We start from the raw sequence: 14,739 nt of genomic DNA on the forward strand, positions 1-14,739 counted from the left end.
ACTCGCAGAGGACGTGCCGTCGTGATCGCCGCCGAGTTGCTATCCACCACCACGTTGACGGTCGGCTGGTTGATTTACCTGCCCGTATTGGCATGGGCCGTATTTCGTTCTCCTTGGCTGGAGCTGTTCAGCGACACGCGCCGCCAGCACTTGCTGTTCGGCACCGTGCTGGGCTTGTTTGTGCTGTGGTTAGTCAGGCGCGATTTCGACGTGGGTGTGTCATTCCACTTTATTGGCATGACAGTCGTAACGCTGTTGCTCGACTGGCCGCTGGCAATCGTCGGCGGCCTGATCGCTCAGCTCGGTTTGCTCGCCATTGGCCGACAAGACCTCGCGGCCATGGGCGTTAACGGCGTGTTGCTGGTGCTGGTGCCGGTGCTGGTCACCGAGGTGTGTGCGCTGTGGGTAGAGCGCCGCCAATCGCAGAATCTATTCGTCTACATCTTCTGTTCCGGCTTTTTTCCGGCCGCGTTGGCCGCACTGCTTTGCGTGCTGTTGGGCCTGTGGGTGCTGTGGCTGGACGGGCGCTTTCCCATGCCGTTCTGGTTGGAAGACTTTATCGGCTACCTGTGGCTGGTGATGTTTCCGGAGGCGTTTATCAACGGCACGCTGGTCACTGCGCTGGTGGTGTTCAAACCCGAATGGCTCGAGACCTTCAATCGCGACCGCTACCTGCAAGCGCCGTGGAACGATGACGAGTGATTCGCCGTTTTTATAGCGCTGCGCTGCTTGATCTGAATCATTTTCGCGCCAGGCACACTTGTCACGCTTCAGCCGAGCCGCACCGGCACAAACCGAGGAGATCGCGAGATGAGTGCACACGCATGGGCCACAAAGCAGCTGCAGCGCAGCCTGGAAGACGCTTGCGCTCAAGGGCTTGAAACGAGCTTGGCGTTGAGGGCAATGCTCAGCGCGGTGATCGAGCAGAGCAAGCACCACCGCAGCCCTGCGGACCTGGCGCAGGAGCTGCAGTTTCTCGCCGATAACCTGGACGACGACCGCGACTACAGCTTTATGCGGCCCTGAAAACTCAGTGGCGCTGCGGGGGAGCGTCGAAATCGCTGGAGAACACATCGTCTTCCACCGGGTCGCCCGGAATCGCATGTTCCCCGGACGCCCAGGCGCCAAGGTCAATCAACTTGCAGCGTTCGCTGCAAAATGGGCGGGTGACATTCTTCGGCGTCCATTCGACGGGGGCGCCGCAGGTAGGGCATTTAACGACGGGAGCAGGGCTCATGGCTGGCCTCCATGAAGAGTGAGATAGAAGCGGTGCAAGCGTTCAACTTCGGCTTGCAGCCAGGGTAGATCGCGGTCATTGAGTAACACGTCGTCCGCATGTTTCAAGCGGTCCTCGCGCAAGGCCTGGGCCTTGAGAATCGCATGGACCTGCTCCTGCGAGGCGCTATCGCGCAGCATCGTGCGCTCCAGTTGCAGGCTTTCGGGGGCGTCGACCACCAGTACCCGGTGCGTCAGTTTGTACTGACCCGACTCGATCAACAGCGGCGAAACCAAGATGGCGTACGGCGACGTGGCGCTGGCAAGACTCGCCATAATTTCTTCGCCAATCAGCGGATGCAAGAGGGCTTCCAGCCAACGGCGTTCTTCCGGCGCTTGAAAGATAAGACCGCGTAAGGCCGTGCGGTCGAGCTCTCCACTGGCCTGCAACACCTGCGAGCCGAAGTGCTCGACGATGGCAGCCAAGGCCGGTTTGCCCGGCTCAACCACCCAGCGCGCGGCGTGGTCGGCATCGACGCATTGAACGCCTAAATCGGTGAAGTGCTGCGCGACGGCGCTCTTGCCACTGCCGATGCCGCCAGTGAGCCCAAGAATCCAAGGTGTAGTCATTTAAATCCGGCGATTTGCAGATAGGTGCCGGTTATTTGATCACCCCAGAGCAGCGCAATCCAGCCGGCAATCGCCAGGTAAGGGCCGAACGGAATGGGCGTGCTGGTTTCAGCATTGCGCAAACGCAGCATGATCACCCCCAACACCGCGCCCACTAGAGAGGACAACAGAATCGTCAGCGGCAACACCTGCCACCCGCCCCACGCCCCGAGCATGGCCAGCAACTTGAAGTCGCCATAGCCCATGCCTTCCTTGCCCGTCACCAGCTTGAACAGCCAATACACCGACCACAAACTCAAATAACCGGCGACTGCGCCGAACAATGCGTCTTGCGCAGTGGCGAACAAGCCAAACTGATTAACGATCAAGCCGACCCACAAAAGCGGCAACACCAATGCATCCGGCAGCAACTGGTGATCGGCATCAATCAGGCTCATCGCCAACAAACCCCACGTCAGCAACAACATCGCGCCGGCTTGCCAATTGAAACCGAAATGCCAAGCGACATAAGCCGAGAGCAGGCCGCAGGTGAGCTCGACCAATGGGTAGCGCTTGCTGATCGGGGCTTTGCAGGAAGAGCATTTGCCGCGCAGGGCGAGCCAACTGACGACTGGGATGTTTTCCCAGGCTTTGATTTCGTGGTTGCAGTGCGGGCAGCTGGAGTTAGGAAGTATCAGGTTAAATGTTTTGCCCGTCGGCTCTGCCGGCAGCTCCAGAATTTCCCGCGCTTGGTTTTGCCAGTCGCGTTTCATCATTACCGGTAGGCGGTAAATCACCACGTTGAGGAAGCTGCCGACCAGCAGGCCCAGACCGAGCGCAAAAAAAACAAAGGCCAGCGCGTGGCTGGCCAAAAGTTCGATGACTTGCATGGATTAGACGACAGAGCCCAGTTGGAAGATTGGCAGGTACATCGCGATTACCAGGCCGCCGATCAGCACGCCGAGAACGGACATGATCATCGGTTCCATCAGTGCGGTGAGGCCATCGACGGCGTTGTCTACTTCCGCTTCGTAGTAGCTGGCTACTTTGTCGAGCATCACATCGAGCGCCCCGGACTCTTCACCAATGGCCGTCATCTGGATTGCCATTGACGGGAAGACGCCGGTCGTACGCATCGAGAAGTTCAACTGCATACCGGACGTAACATCCTGCTTGACCTTCAGCACCGCATTGCGGAACACGATGTTGCCGGTGGCCCCGGCTACTGAGTCCAGCGCTTCAACCAGCGGAACGCCCGCCGCAAAGGTGGTCGACAGGGTACGAGCGAAACGAGCTACGGACGACTTGTAAGTGATGTCGCCGACAATAGGCGCTTTCAGCACCAGGCGGTCCAGCGCGTCACGCATCTTAGGCGAGCGTTTTTTGGTTTCGGTAAATGCGAAAACAGTCCCGACGATACCAATCAAATAAACGAACCACCATTCCTGAAGCCCCTCTGAAAGGCCTACAACGAAGCGCGTAAACGCTGGAAGTTCTGCACCAAAACCCGCGAATACCGAAGCAAATTGCGGCACCACTTTAATCAGCAAAATGGCCGATACCACCACCGCCACCACAACTACCGCGATTGGGTAGTTCATGGCCTTTTTAATCTTGGCTTTCAGCGCTTCGGTTTTTTCTTTATAGGTCGCAACACGATCCAAAAGGTTTTCCAGCGCACCGGCCTGTTCACCGGCATCGACCAGGTTGCAGAACAAATCGTCGAAATACAGCGGTCTGGTGCGAAGGGCAGCAGCAAAGCTGTTACCAGCGGCAACGTGCTGTTTGATCTCTTCAACCAGCTTGCGCATGTTCTGGTTTTCAAGGCCTTCGCTGATGATGTCGAACGACTGCAGCAGCGGCACGCCGGCTTTCATCATGGTCGCCATCTGACGGGCGAACAGGGCGATGTCCATCGGCTTGATCTTTTTGCCTTTTCCGCCGAACAGCGAAACGGCTTTTTTACGCACCTTCTGCGGGTTGATGCCCTGCTTACGCAGTTGCGCTTTGACCAAGGCAGGATTCTGGCCGGCCATCTCGCCCTTTATCTTGGAGCCCTTTTTATCCGTGCCTTCCCAAGTGAAAGTGGTGGTTTTTATCGCTTTAACGGCCATGAATTAGTCCTTAGTCACGCGATTCACTTCTTCGAGGCTGGTCACACCCTGCATGGCCTTCAGCAGGGCTGAGGTACGGAGGTCGTTGAAGCCATCTTTGCGCATTTGCACCGAGATATCGATGGAGTTGCCTTCCTCCATAATAATCCGTTGCAACGCAGGCGTGTTTTTAACCACTTCATAAATCCCGACACGGCCTTTGTAACCGTGGTTGCACAAATCGCAGCCAACCGGGCCGAAAATCTTGAAGGTACCGATCTTGTTTTCCGGGAAACCTTCTTCAATTAAAGCCTCGCGCGGAATCGGGACTTCTTTCTTGCACGAGTTACAGAGTTTGCGCGCCAATCGCTGGGCAATGATCAGGTTTACCGATGTAGCAATGTTGAACGACGGCACGCCCATGTTGCGCAAACGAGTGAGTGTTTCCGCAGCGCTGTTGGTGTGCAGCGTCGACATCACCATGTGACCGGTTTGGGCCGCTTTGATAGCGATGGACGCGGTATCCAAGTCCCGAATCTCGCCGACCATGATGATGTCAGGGTCTTGTCGAAGGAACGACTTCAGTGCTGCCGTGAAATCCATCCCTTGCTTGGGGTTCACGTTGACCTGGTTGATGCCCTCCAGGTTGATCTCGACCGGGTCTTCCGCCGTCGAGATGTTTACGTCGACGGTGTTAAGAATGTTCAAACCGGTATACAGCGAAACCGTTTTGCCCGAACCAGTCGGGCCCGTTACCAGGATCATGCCCTGCGGCTGTTTAAGAGCCGACATGTAAAGGTCTTTCTGCGACTCTTCATATCCCAGTGCATCAATACCCATCTGAGCGCTGGACGAGTCCAGAATCCGCATCACGATCTTCTCGCCCCATAGCGTAGGGCAGGTGCTGACGCGGAAGTCGATTGATTTGGACTTGGAGATCCGCATCTTGATCCGACCATCCTGCGGCTTGCGGCGCTCGGAAATGTCGAGGCTGGCCATTACCTTCAGTCGCGCAGAAATGCGTGGCGCCAGCTGAATAGGAGGGCGGGCGATTTCATGCAAAATGCCGTCGGTGCGAAAACGCACGCGATAGCTTTTTTCGTAAGGCTCAAAGTGCAGGTCGGACGAGCCCATCTTGATGGCGTCCAAGAGCATTTTATTGACGAAGCGAACCACAGGGGCGTCGTCAGCTTCCTGATTCTCCTCTTTGCCAGGGCCGTTCTCGTCAACGGCTTCGATGTCGAGGTCCAAGTCGCCCAAATCGTCCATCGCCGTAGTGGCGCTATCGAAGAACTTATCAATGGCATCGCCGAGCTTGTCGTCCTCAACCAGAATCGCTTCGGTATTGAGGCCGGTGCTGAACTGGACGTCTGTAATGGCCTGGTGATTGGTTGGGTCTGAAATGCCAAGGAATAACTTGTTGCCGCGACGCCACAGCGGCAGCACTCGGTGCTGACGAACGAGCTTTTCTGCAACCAGGTCTTTCGGCTGGCTTTCTTTATCGAGGCTGGTCAGGTCGAGAAACGCAACGCCGAACTGTTCTGCCGCCACTTCCGCCAGCTGCCGGCTCTTCACCAGCTTGTTCTGCACCAAGTAGGTTACAAGGGAGGTTTTATTGCGCTGAGCCTGGGTTTGCGCTTGGCGAGCGTTTTTCTCGTCAAGCAACTCTGCCACGACGAGTTGCTTAGCTAGGCCGGTCAGGTTCACGAGGTCATTCATGGTGTGCCGCTCACGGAAATCATCCTGCCTTATAGCCTAGTCGCCAGCGCGTGCCAAATGGCGGAATATCAACTGCCAAAAAGCGTCACTTTTGAGTTTTTTAGGCGTGTAGGACGGCGTGGAAGCAGACCGTTTTAAGCAGTGCTTGGTCTCAAAAGGGCGGTTCGAATAGAAAAACGAAAGCTGGCACGCAAACTGCTTTTGTACTCCGCAGACGTAGGGCGTTCCTTATCGCCATAGGTCAACTCAACTATCCAGGGGATACATATGAAAGCTCAAATGCAGAAGGGTTTTACCCTTATCGAATTGATGATCGTGGTTGCGATCATCGGTATTCTGGCTGCCATCGCTCTGCCGGCCTACCAGGACTACATGGGCCGTTCGCAGATGACTGAAGCCATGACTTTGGCTAGCGGTGCTAAGACTTCGGTTGCTGAATTTTACTCGAACAAAGGCTACCTGCCGACTAGCAACCAATCCGCAGGTCTCGCTGCGAAATCGCTGATTAAGGGCAAATATGTTGCGTCGGTTGAAGTTCTTGCGACCGCCCCAGGTGGCATCATCGAAGCTACGATGGCCGGCTCCGGGGTTGCATCGGGTGTGTCAGGTCTAACTTTGGTTTTGAGCCCGGTCACCAGTTCCGGCGCACTGAGCTGGAAGTGTAAAGGCAGCGGCTCCGCAAGCGCCACTCAGTCTAAGTACTATCCTAGCTCTTGCCGTAACGGCTAAGCTGTCTAGTGTGACAATTGCCCGCTTATGCGGGCAATTTATTTTTGTATGTTAATAAGTGTCCAAATGTTTAGACTCTCGTCGATAAGGCCTGTTTTTTTTCTGTTTTCTATTCTCGCACTCACGGTCTGGGTATATGCGCCTGGGCTGCGCGGTGGCTTTTTATTCGATGACTTCCCTAACTTGCAAGAATTAGGTACGTATGGTGGTGTTGTTGACTCAAACTCTCTGCGCGCTTATGTATTCGGTGGTTTTTCCGGTCCTACGGGTCGTCCGCTTTCGTTGTTGAGTTTTCTGCTCGATGACAATACTTGGCCAAGTCATGCTTATCACTTCAAGCTAACGAACCTGTGGATACATTTGTTAACAGGGCTAATGCTTTGCTGGGCTACCTTGTTATTGCAGCGTTTGTATGGTGTTGCCGATCGCCAAGCTGTTTGGGTGGCAGTTATAAGTAGCAGTATATGGTTGCTACACCCCTATTTTGTTTCAACCACCCTTTATGTGGTTCAGCGGATGGCGCAGCTGGCGGCGCTGTTCATGTTTGCGGGTATAGCAGGTTATTTATACGGGCGCTTATTGTTGGTTGCCCGGCCTCGCGCTGCTTATGCATGGATGACCTTGTCAATCGGCCTAGGTACCTTGCTGGCGACTCTGAGCAAAGAAAACGGCGCGCTCCTGCCTTTGCTGATAGTAGTGCTGGATTTTTGTCAGCCGACGTCTCTCAGACAGCTTCCCGCGAAACTGTGGCGAGCCGTGGTTATTTGGCTGCCCGCTCTGATGGTATTGCTGTTTTTATTTAAAACAATCGATTTTTCGCCTGATCTTTGGCCTTCTCGGGACTTCAATCAGCCAGAGCGGTTGCTCAGCGAAGCACGGATTCTCTGGGAGTATTTGTTTTACCTATTTGTTCCGCAAATTGAGGGGCGTGGTTTATTTCATGACGGTTATGAGATTTCGCGCGGTTGGTTTTCGCCGCCTTCCAGCTTTTTCTCCGTAATAGGGCTTTTGTTTTTGTTTTTGTCTGCATTGCTTCTGCGTAGGCGTCGGCCGTTCTTTAGTTTGGCAATCTTGTTTTTTTTAGCAAGTCATTTGATCGAATCTTCGGTAATAGGTCTTGAGCTGTATTTCGAGCATCGCAATTACGTTGCCGCCGGCTTCCTCTTCTTGCCTTTAGCTAATTTCTTTGTGCATTCTTTAAAAAACTTTAGACCGGCAGTTGCAAGGGTTCTAGGCGGCTCCCTTTTCGCGGTTTTAATCTTTATGACTTGGCAGCGAGCAAACCTGTGGGGCGACACTCAAAAGCTTGAACTTTATTGGGCTGTGTCAACTCCTGAGTCGCCCCGAGCACATAATGCAATTGCCGCGTACCTTGTTAATAACGGCCGTATCAAAGAGGCAAATGCTGAGCTTGAAAGGGCAATGATAGTTTTGCCTAAAAGTTCGTTGCTCACGATTAGACTACTTCTGCAAAAAGTCTATACGGATAGCGCGACAGCTGCAGACTTCTCTATAGCGGCAGCGAAAATAGCGAGTCAGTCTTTTGATGCTCAAGCATTAGTGGGTCTGCGGTTGCTAGTTGATTACGTTATTATGCCCCATAGTAAACATGAGTATATGGACTATGCCTTGTCGCTAATTGATGCGATGAACTCGAATGTTAATTATCAGCGCATACCGGTGTTTCAGCGCTCTGTTCCTTATCTTAAAGCGCGTATTTATCTAGCGCAGGGCGCATCAGCGAAGGCTTTTGCTCAGTATTCAAGAGCGATCAGTTTGTACGCCGATACCGAGTCGTCATTAATGATGGTTGCAGAACTTGCACGTGGCGGAAATCAACAGCTTGCCCTTCAGTTGCTGCCTCAAGCAAAAGATATCTATAGTAATCAGAAACGTAGTGACCTTCGCCGTACAGTTTCTGAGTATGATGAGGAGTTCTTGCGCTTAGAGGCCGATCTTCACGAAGATATCGCCAACAAAAAACTAGGCCTTGGTCAAGATGAGTGAACTTATTTCTCCGATCGAGAAACCTTCGATGAGTAAAGATAGCTTAGGGCTCAATCTGGTTAAGCAGCTCAGCATTGTGCTCCCAGCGAAGAACGAGGTTTTAGCTATCGGTTCAGTGGTCGTTAATTTGTGCGCTACCTACCCTGGCGTCGAAGTCATCGTGGTTGATGATGGGTCTACAGACGGCACTGGCGAAGCGGCCCACTCTGCTGGAGCACGTGTCGTCTCCCACCCCTACAGCAAAGGCAACGGCGCCGCCATCAAGTCCGGAGCCCGCGCCGCCACTGGCGAGTTCATTGTATTTATGGACGCCGACGGCCAGCACGACCCGAGCGATATTGCACGCTTATTAGCGCGACTCGAATCCGGTTACGACATGGTGGTGGGCGCTCGTCAGCAAGGTTCTCAAGCAAGCGTTGGCCGTGGTCTCGCTAATAAGTTCTATAACCGCTTGGCGACCTTCATGACGGGGCAGGTCGTTGAAGACCTTACTTCTGGCTTCCGTGCGGTACGAGCTAATAAATTTCGAGAGTTTCTTTATCTCTTGCCCAACGGGTTTTCTTATCCAACTACCAGCACCATGGCGTTCTTCCGCGCGGGTTATTCGGTCGCCTATGAGCCTATTCATGCGGCTAAAAGGGTTGGTAAAAGCCATTTGCGACCTTTAAAGGATGGGCTGCGTTTTCTTTTGATCATCTTCAAAATTGGTACGCTGTATTCGCCATTGAAGCTGTTTGCTCCGGTGGCAGGTTTGTTGTTTCTCGCTGCAACCACTTGGTACGGTTATACACTCACAACTTCCGGGCGTTTTACCAATATGAGTGCATTGCTCTATACAGGGTCGGTTATGGTCTTTCTGATGGGACTAATTTCCGAACAGATCACGGCGTTGATGTACAAGGATGACGGTAATAAATAACTGCGCTATCACTAGCGAACTCGATGGGCTTGCCGTTATTACGGTCACTTTCCACCCTGATTTGGCTCTGCTGGCACGCCAGATGGAGGCGTTACCTGAAAACGCCCAGTGGGTGGTTGTCGATAACGCCTCGCTGCCAGAGGAAGCATTGGCTTTAAAGGAGCTTGTTGCTTGCCGACAAAACGCTACGTTGTTGGAATTCGACAGTAATCGTGGCTTATCCGCAGCGCTGAATGCGGGCGCGGCGCTGGCGCGGGATGCTGATTTCCTTCTGTTGATGGATCAGGACAGCGAGCCCCACGATGGCGCCATCGAGTCTTTGCTTCACGCTCTTCTGCGTCTGGAACAACACGGCGTTGCGGTTGGTTGCGTGGGGCCTCGGCTAGTGGATGATACGACGGGGCTGCAACACGGCTTTCATTGTGTTGATGGCTGGCGCTGGGTTCGGCGTTACCCTGAAAGCGGCGACAGTCCGGTTGCATGTTCCAACCTGAACGGCAGTGGTACGTTAGTTCGACGATCTCTTTACGACGCGCTTGGTGGGCTGGATGAAGACTTTTTCATCGACCATGTCGATACCGATTGGGCGTTCCGCGTCTCGGCGTCGGGCTATGGACTATTCGGCATTCCGGAGGCGGCCTTCACTCACCGCATGGGAGATAGCAGTCTGAGGTTTTGGTTGTTCGGCTGGAGAGTCTGGCCGCAACGGTCGGCGCTTCGCCATTACTATCTCTTTCGCAACGCCTTGCGTTTGCTACGCCGTCCATACGTGCCGTCCGTTTGGAAAGGCTGGGCAGTGGTTAAGCTGCTACTGACGTTCGCAGTGCACATGGTCGTCGACCCGCAGCGCGTCGCTCAAGCACGAGCGATGTTCCGTGGGGTTAGAGACGGATTAGCTCCTGTCCCTAAAAGCTAAGGCCTGGTTGATGCACGGACATATCGGTTTACTGCTTAATTATCGCGATGCTGCGCGCAGCGTGAGCTGCATCGATTCGTTGCTGTTACAGGGCGTCGAGGTTGTGCTGGTTGTCGATAATTCAGCCGATCAAGGTGCTAGCGCGGCGTTGATCAGCCAGCACTTTGCCCAGGATCATCGAGTGGTAGTGGACATCCGTCCGAATAACCTCGGCTTTGCGGCTGGAGTGAATCGAGGTGTTGAGCGGTGCCGCGACTTACGCCCAAGCAGCCGTATTCTGTTGATCAACAACGACGCAGTATTGCTCGCGGGTGCTCTGGAAAAACTCAGTGCCGCGCTTGATTGCTCGCCGTCGAGCGTATTGGCGTTTGCCGATATAGATCAACACGGTCGTGTTAGCGGTCCCGCTTATTACCAGCGTTTGACCGGTTTGCTGACGATGCGGCCAACCCCGGGCAGCTTTATGCACGCCAGTGGTTGCTGCCTGTTGGTAGACAGTTCCCGTATGGAAGGCCCTCTGTTTGACGAAGACTTCTTTATGTATGGAGAGGATTGCGAGCTCGGCTGGCGGTTGTGCTTGCAGCCCCAGTCCATGGCGTATGTTAGAGAGACACTTGTCTACCATGAAGGCACCGCGAGCAGTGGTTTAGGCACCGTTTTCTATGAAGAGCGAATGGTCGCGGCGCACTGGATACTGGCCAGTAAACTGGCGAGCAGTCGGTGGGAAAAACCGCTTTTGTATGGTGCTCGCGCCTTAATGCTTGGAGCGCGAGGCACCTTGCGAGCGCTGCGTTTCCGATCTTTGGTGCCAATCAAGGCGTTATGGGCGGGCTGGAGAATTGCGTTTATAGAAGACCCCATGCTCGGTCGTGCGGCGATTCGGGGAGGACAGGAGCGCGCATAGTAGGAGGCGCGTTCGGCGTCGAGGTCGAAGCCGCTAATGCGCTAAATGATGATTAACGCCTCTGCCGAACTCGCTCCAGCAAAAGCCAGCGGCGAATACTTCGCAAGACTTGCGGTACGTAGTCGCCTGCTCAATTTGATTGATCGTGGAATAAGCAAAATTTTCGTAATCATCAATTTCAACTAATCGTCCCGATCGCGCTGGCGCCACCGCATCAACCACCCCCCCATTAGCAAAAGCCACTGTAGGCAGTCCATGCGCAGCCGCCTCAATCGCCACCATTCCAAATCCTTCCGGATCGCCGGCGATCTTGCGGATAGGAAACACATGCACAGTGGCTGATCGGTAAGCGTCGGAAAGCGGTTCGCCATCCGGCACCAGTCCAAGAAAGCGAATGTTGCCGCTCAGACCCAGCGCATCGGCTTCGCGCTGCAAGCTCTCTTTGCTCTGCACTGTGGCATGAAGCGAATCACTGGGAGTATCGCCAACTACCGCCAGCACCACGTCCGGGTGAGCAGCCGCGATTGTGGGAAGCGCGTGGCGGACAAATTCGAGCAATCCTTTGCGGGTGGTCAGGCGCCCGACCGAAAGCAGAATTGGACCGTCGCCCAGTTTGTATTTTTGTCTAAACGTACTGGGCTGGGTCGGTTCGCCGGGCAGTGTCACACCTGGAAAAACGATTCCGATGCGCTCGCTCCTCACGCCTGCTGCTTTCGCCAATTCAGCCGTCGGGTTGCTGTTGGCTATTACTCGGTCCAGCCGGCGAATCGCTGGCAGCCATAGCGAGCGATAAATCGCGTGGTCAACCGAAATGTCCAGCCCGTGGACATAAGCAGCTGCCTTGGCGCCGCTTAGCCGCGCGGCGACCAGAGCGATGGGCGCGGTGAGCCCACTGCCTGCGAGGATTACGTCGGGCTTCCAGCTCCTGGCTTTGCGCAGTGTTTGCCAGCCGGCTTGAATAAGAAATCGCCACAGCGGCCGCAACGGTGCAGGAGAAAACCCGACATTTGCGGGCTTCTGCGCTTGCGATTCCGCGGGCCCAACAACATGAACGTCGGCATATTTGGACAGCTCATCGGCCATATGCCAATTCAGACGCTCCATCCCTCCTACCAATGGCGGAAGGTTGCGGGTCACGATCAGGATCCGCTGACGGCGAGCATCAGGCGGCGACAATGTTTGGCCCTTCCGCAAGACGCCCGCGCGTGTCTACTAGCAATTTCGAGGCGACGCTCAACATCTCATAATCAAACAAATCATGATCCGTCGTCAGCACCACGGCGTCATACGCTGCCACGCTCGCTGCGGTCAGTTCCACTGATGCCAGGTCAAAACTGTACTCCCGCATTTTAGGAAAAGTCGGCACATGCGGATCCGAGTAGGCGATGTCTGCGCCTTTGTCTTGCAGCAATTTCATAATTTCCACGGCGGGCGACTCGCGGCTGTCGTCGATGTTCTTTTTGTAGGCGAGACCCAAGACCAGAATGCGGCTGCCTTTGATGGCCTTGCTGCGGTCGTTGAGGGCATCGGCGACTTTCTGGACGACCCACTGCGGCATGTAGTGGTTGATTTCGCCGGCCAGTTCGATGAAACGGGTGTTGATGCCGTATTCCTTGGCTTTCCACGTCAGGTAGAACGGGTCGATGGGGATGCAATGTCCGCCGAGGCCCGGGCCGGGTGTGTAGGGCACGAAGCCGAACGGTTTGGTCGCGGCGGCGCGGATGACTTCGTGGATGTTGATGCCCATTTTGTCGGCGACGATTTTCATCTCGTTCACCAAGCCGATGTTCACGGCGCGGTGGATGTTTTCCAGGAGTTTGCTCATCTCGGCCACTTTCGGGCTGCTGACCGGCACCATGGTTTTGATCGCTTGCTGGTAAAACTCGACGCCAACGCTCAGGCACGTTGCGGTCATGCCGCCGATGACTTTGGGGATGTCGTGGGTGCCGTAAACGGGATTGCCCGGGTCTTCGCGCTCGGGCGAAAAAACCAAGGCGCAGTTCACGCCAGGTTTGAAACCTTGGGCTTCCAACCGCGGCGCCAGTTGCTCGTCAGTGGTGCCCGGCCATGTGGTGCTTTCTAGGCTGAGCAATTGGCCGGCGCGGAAGTAGGGCAGCAGGCTTTCGACGGTGTTGATGACGAAACTCAGGTCTGGCTCGCGGTGAGCGTTAAGCGGCGTGGGTACGCAAATAATCAGGGCATCGGCTTCGCCAGTGCGGGAGAAATCGCTGGTGGCTTCCAGGCCCGCGTCGGTGGCGGCTTGAATCTGCTCGGGTTGGATGCGCTCGATGTAGCTGCGGCCGCTGTTGAGGCTGTCGACTTTGTGCTGATCGATGTCGAAGCCGATTACTTTTACGCCGACTTCGGCGAAACGCAGGGCCAACGGCAGGCCCACGTAGCCGAGGCCATAGATGCCGACTACGGCTTTGCCTGCTGCAATCTTTTCCCTAAGCAGTTCCAACTCGTTCATTTACTTGGCTCTTTTTGCCGCGTCAGCGTGGCGTTTGGTGCGTCGCAGCATGCCAGATAGGCTTGGGGCTCGACCACAATTCGAATTGGTTTTGTGCGGTAGGTGGCGCTTGGCTTTAAATACTCAACCGCATCGACAAATCCACCGCCTTAACGTCCTTGGTCAACGTGCCAATCGACACGTAATCCACCCCCGTCTCAGCAATCACCCGCAGCGTCGTCTCATTAATGCCGCCCGACGCTTCCAACTTCGCCTTGCCGGCGGTCATTGCCACCGCCGTGCGCATTTCATCGAGGCTCAGTTCGTCGAGCATGATGATGTCGGCGCCCGCATCCAGCGCTTCCTTTAGTTCTGCCAGGCTCTCTACTTCAACCTCGACCGGTTTGCCGGGGGCGATGCCGTGGGCGGCTTTGATGGCTTGGGCGATGCCGCCGCAGGCGGCGATGTGGTTTTCTTTTATCAAGAAAGCGTCGTACAGGCCGATGCGGTGGTTGTGGCAGCCGCCTTGGGTGACGGCGTATTTCTGTGCCAGGCGAAGGCCGGGCAGGGTTTTGCGGGTGTCGAGCAGTTTCACGCCGGTGCCTTCGACGAGGTCGGCGTAGTGGCGGCAGCGGGTGGCGACGGCGGAGAGGGTTTGCAGGAAGTTGAGGGCGCTGCGCTCGCCGGTGAGCAGGGCGCGTGCGGGGCCTTCGAGGTGAAATAAAGGTTGGTTAGGCTGCACCCGGTCACCGTCCTGAACTTGCCAGTGCACAGCGACGCGCGGATCTATTTGGGCGAATACGTTGTCAACCCATGCGCTGCCGGCTATGACGGCGGCGTCGCGGGTGATGATGGTGGCGTGAGCAAGGCGCTCGGCGGGGATCAGTTGGGCGGTGATGTCGCCGCTGCCGACGTCTTCACGAAGAGCACGGCGTACGTTGGCTTGAATTTCTGCGCCAAGTTCGGCGAGGGCAAGGTTCGGCATTGGGAGCTCCCGTTTCGGATGGGGGCAATTATAAGGAGGCGAAGGTCTCTGTGCAGCGCCATTTGTAGGGGCGGAACTGTGCGGAGTTTCGCGCGTTGGTCGTCCGTTAGTAGCCGTTTGGAATCAGATGCGGTACATGTGTGATGTAGGTCATATCTGGGCAAGAAGTCGGGTTTCATCTTGCTCCGGCTCTC

The 14,739-nt window shown here is 55.3% G+C and carries 15 protein-coding genes; 7 read left to right on the forward strand and 8 right to left on the reverse strand.

The annotated features are described in order from the left end of the window. Nucleotides 1–21 precede the first annotated feature (21 nt). Both ACZZ0Q_RS03795 and ACZZ0Q_RS03800 read left to right on the forward strand, forming a co-directional pair. Nucleotides 22–702, forward strand: a complete 681-nt coding sequence (locus ACZZ0Q_RS03795) for an energy-coupling factor ABC transporter permease (protein ID WP_463560298.1) — start codon at nucleotides 22–24, stop codon at nucleotides 700–702. Between the two features lie 108 nt (nucleotides 703–810). Further along, nucleotides 811–1,026, forward strand: a complete 216-nt coding sequence (locus tag ACZZ0Q_RS03800) for a hypothetical protein (protein WP_463540026.1) — start codon at nucleotides 811–813, stop codon at nucleotides 1,024–1,026. Between the two features lie 4 nt (nucleotides 1,027–1,030). On the opposite strand, the gene yacG is transcribed toward ACZZ0Q_RS03800, so the two are convergent. The 5 genes from yacG to pilB are packed head-to-tail and all read right to left on the reverse strand — an operon-like array spanning nucleotide 1,031 to nucleotide 5,636. Continuing rightward, complete coding sequence (yacG, locus tag ACZZ0Q_RS03805; RefSeq protein ID WP_463560300.1) at nucleotides 1,031–1,237, reverse strand: DNA gyrase inhibitor YacG; 207 nt, start codon at nucleotides 1,235–1,237, stop codon at nucleotides 1,031–1,033. Then, nucleotides 1,234–1,845, reverse strand: a complete 612-nt coding sequence (coaE, locus tag ACZZ0Q_RS03810; protein ID WP_463540025.1) for a dephospho-CoA kinase — start codon at nucleotides 1,843–1,845, stop codon at nucleotides 1,234–1,236. The genes yacG and coaE overlap by 4 nt, the downstream gene beginning before the upstream one ends. Continuing rightward, nucleotides 1,842–2,714, reverse strand: coding sequence for a prepilin peptidase (locus ACZZ0Q_RS03815; protein ID WP_463560302.1), 873 nt, complete (start codon nucleotides 2,712–2,714; stop codon nucleotides 1,842–1,844). Before ACZZ0Q_RS03815 ends, coaE begins: the two co-directional genes overlap by 4 nt. A gap of 3 nt (nucleotides 2,715–2,717) precedes the next feature. Continuing rightward, on the reverse strand, nucleotides 2,718–3,938 hold the full coding sequence (locus ACZZ0Q_RS03820; RefSeq protein WP_463540024.1) for a type II secretion system F family protein: 1,221 nt from the start codon (nucleotides 3,936–3,938) through the stop codon (nucleotides 2,718–2,720). 3 nt (nucleotides 3,939–3,941) lie between these two features. Further along, on the reverse strand, nucleotides 3,942–5,636 hold the full coding sequence (gene pilB, locus ACZZ0Q_RS03825) for a type IV-A pilus assembly ATPase PilB (RefSeq protein WP_463560304.1): 1,695 nt from the start codon (nucleotides 5,634–5,636) through the stop codon (nucleotides 3,942–3,944). 267 nt (nucleotides 5,637–5,903) lie between these two features. On the opposite strand from pilB, the gene ACZZ0Q_RS03830 reads away from it, so the two are divergent. The 5 genes from ACZZ0Q_RS03830 to ACZZ0Q_RS03850 all read left to right on the forward strand — a co-directional run bounded on the left by ACZZ0Q_RS03830 (nucleotide 5,904) and on the right by ACZZ0Q_RS03850 (nucleotide 11,111). After that, on the forward strand, nucleotides 5,904–6,365 hold the full coding sequence (locus ACZZ0Q_RS03830) for a pilin (protein WP_463540023.1): 462 nt from the start codon (nucleotides 5,904–5,906) through the stop codon (nucleotides 6,363–6,365). 66 nt (nucleotides 6,366–6,431) lie between these two features. Continuing rightward, nucleotides 6,432–8,372 (forward strand): tetratricopeptide repeat protein, encoded by a 1,941-nt coding sequence (locus ACZZ0Q_RS03835; RefSeq protein ID WP_463560305.1) that lies wholly within the window; start codon nucleotides 6,432–6,434, stop codon nucleotides 8,370–8,372. Continuing rightward, nucleotides 8,365–9,291, forward strand: coding sequence for a glycosyltransferase family 2 protein (locus ACZZ0Q_RS03840; RefSeq protein WP_463540020.1), 927 nt, complete (start codon nucleotides 8,365–8,367; stop codon nucleotides 9,289–9,291). Before ACZZ0Q_RS03835 ends, ACZZ0Q_RS03840 begins: the two co-directional genes overlap by 8 nt. Further along, nucleotides 9,275–10,207, forward strand: a complete 933-nt coding sequence (locus ACZZ0Q_RS03845; RefSeq protein WP_463540019.1) for a glycosyltransferase — start codon at nucleotides 9,275–9,277, stop codon at nucleotides 10,205–10,207. Before ACZZ0Q_RS03840 ends, ACZZ0Q_RS03845 begins: the two co-directional genes overlap by 17 nt. Before the next feature lie 10 nt (nucleotides 10,208–10,217). Then, nucleotides 10,218–11,111 carry a glycosyltransferase gene (locus ACZZ0Q_RS03850; protein WP_463540018.1) on the forward strand — a complete coding sequence of 298 codons (894 nt, stop codon included), beginning with the start codon at nucleotides 10,218–10,220 and terminating at the stop codon, nucleotides 11,109–11,111. Nucleotides 11,112–11,144: 33 nt separating this feature from the next. On the opposite strand, the gene ACZZ0Q_RS03855 is transcribed toward ACZZ0Q_RS03850, so the two are convergent. The 3 genes from ACZZ0Q_RS03855 to nadC all read right to left on the reverse strand — a co-directional run bounded on the left by ACZZ0Q_RS03855 (nucleotide 11,145) and on the right by nadC (nucleotide 14,545). Continuing rightward, complete coding sequence (locus ACZZ0Q_RS03855) at nucleotides 11,145–12,248, reverse strand: glycosyltransferase family 4 protein (protein WP_463560307.1); 1,104 nt, start codon at nucleotides 12,246–12,248, stop codon at nucleotides 11,145–11,147. 25 nt (nucleotides 12,249–12,273) lie between these two features. After that, the gene (locus tag ACZZ0Q_RS03860) at nucleotides 12,274–13,581 is read right to left on the reverse strand and encodes a nucleotide sugar dehydrogenase (RefSeq protein ID WP_463540016.1); all 1,308 of its coding nucleotides are present in this window, start codon (nucleotides 13,579–13,581) and stop codon (nucleotides 12,274–12,276) included. A 115-nt stretch (nucleotides 13,582–13,696) separates the two neighbouring features. Then, a complete protein-coding gene (gene nadC, locus ACZZ0Q_RS03865; RefSeq protein ID WP_463540015.1) occupies nucleotides 13,697–14,545 on the reverse strand; it encodes a carboxylating nicotinate-nucleotide diphosphorylase in 849 nt (282 codons plus the stop codon). Nucleotides 14,546–14,739 lie beyond the last annotated feature (194 nt).

This window comes from Pseudomonas sp. AC070 (genome assembly GCF_979258635.1).

What these genes read in the sequence shown, in the direction of transcription:
- ACZZ0Q_RS03860 (WP_463540016.1), bottom strand. Translation starts at nt 13,581, where the DNA reads ATGAACGAGTTGGAACTGCTTAGGGAAAAGATTGCAGCAGGCAAAGCC.
- ACZZ0Q_RS03840 (WP_463540020.1), top strand. Translation starts at nt 8,365, where the DNA reads ATGAGTGAACTTATTTCTCCGATCGAGAAACCTTCGATGAGTAAAGAT.
- ACZZ0Q_RS03815 (WP_463560302.1), bottom strand. Translation starts at nt 2,714, where the DNA reads ATGCAAGTCATCGAACTTTTGGCCAGCCACGCGCTGGCCTTTGTTTTT.
- ACZZ0Q_RS03845 (WP_463540019.1), top strand. Translation starts at nt 9,275, where the DNA reads ATGACGGTAATAAATAACTGCGCTATCACTAGCGAACTCGATGGGCTT.
- ACZZ0Q_RS03850 (WP_463540018.1), top strand. Translation starts at nt 10,218, where the DNA reads ATGCACGGACATATCGGTTTACTGCTTAATTATCGCGATGCTGCGCGC.
- nadC (WP_463540015.1), bottom strand. Translation starts at nt 14,545, where the DNA reads ATGCCGAACCTTGCCCTCGCCGAACTTGGCGCAGAAATTCAAGCCAAC.
- ACZZ0Q_RS03800 (WP_463540026.1), top strand. Translation starts at nt 811, where the DNA reads ATGAGTGCACACGCATGGGCCACAAAGCAGCTGCAGCGCAGCCTGGAA.
- ACZZ0Q_RS03835 (WP_463560305.1), top strand. Translation starts at nt 6,432, where the DNA reads ATGTTTAGACTCTCGTCGATAAGGCCTGTTTTTTTTCTGTTTTCTATT.
- yacG (WP_463560300.1), bottom strand. Translation starts at nt 1,237, where the DNA reads ATGAGCCCTGCTCCCGTCGTTAAATGCCCTACCTGCGGCGCCCCCGTC.
- coaE (WP_463540025.1), bottom strand. Translation starts at nt 1,845, where the DNA reads ATGACTACACCTTGGATTCTTGGGCTCACTGGCGGCATCGGCAGTGGC.
- ACZZ0Q_RS03830 (WP_463540023.1), top strand. Translation starts at nt 5,904, where the DNA reads ATGAAAGCTCAAATGCAGAAGGGTTTTACCCTTATCGAATTGATGATC.
- ACZZ0Q_RS03820 (WP_463540024.1), bottom strand. Translation starts at nt 3,938, where the DNA reads ATGGCCGTTAAAGCGATAAAAACCACCACTTTCACTTGGGAAGGCACG.
- pilB (WP_463560304.1), bottom strand. Translation starts at nt 5,636, where the DNA reads ATGAATGACCTCGTGAACCTGACCGGCCTAGCTAAGCAACTCGTCGTG.